The following is a 637-nucleotide window of genomic DNA, read 5'->3' as shown; positions in this document are numbered from 1 at the left end:
AATGAATTAGCCAAAGAAGCTGCTAATGAACTCTTATCGGTTAAACTCTTGGACGCGGAAGTATCACTGGTATTATTGGCAAAACTCTTCGACTGTGAGTTAGATACATAATCCGTCAGTGATGAATGGTTAGCACTAGTATTGGTAAAATCATTGGCAATTGAATTTGCCTCTGAATTAATGTCATACTCATCTTGCGCATTAACTCGTGAACTTACGGTTTCCTTAGTTGCTTTAGCTGCTTGTGACTGTACAACTTCTTGAACGCGGCTGGCTTGACTAGTCGCACTCGTTGAAGCTGATTCCGTCTTAACTGCCTGTGAACTAGCAGTTGTCTTAGTTTTTGCAGCAGAACTCTGCGCTTTTGTTTCGTCAGTCGTCTTCACTACCTGACTTTGAGCAGCCCTAGTTTGGGTTTGGCTCATTGCTTCCACATTACTATTGGAATTTATCGTTTCCTTAGTCTTCGTCGTGCTTACTTGTGTTGCACTTTGTGAAGCCGGAATTTCTGCCGAATTGGCATTAACCAATAAATGTTCAAAACTGCTCGTTTTGACCTTAGGCACATTAGTTGCCGCATGGGCAACCTGCGGTGAACTCAATAGACCACCTAAAATACCACCGATTCCGGCAGTAC

The 637-nt window shown here is 42.9% G+C and carries 1 protein-coding gene; it reads right to left on the bottom strand.

Features of this window, described 5'->3' with window-relative positions; genetic code table 11:
* On the bottom strand, window positions 1-637 hold a 637-nt coding region (locus PT281_RS07785), incomplete at both ends, for a hypothetical protein (protein ID WP_277153506.1).

The organism is Lactobacillus sp. ESL0701, assembly GCF_029433445.1.
Classification (GTDB): domain Bacteria; phylum Bacillota; class Bacilli; order Lactobacillales; family Lactobacillaceae; genus Lactobacillus.
This window is presented reverse-complemented; position numbering and strand designations above follow the sequence as displayed.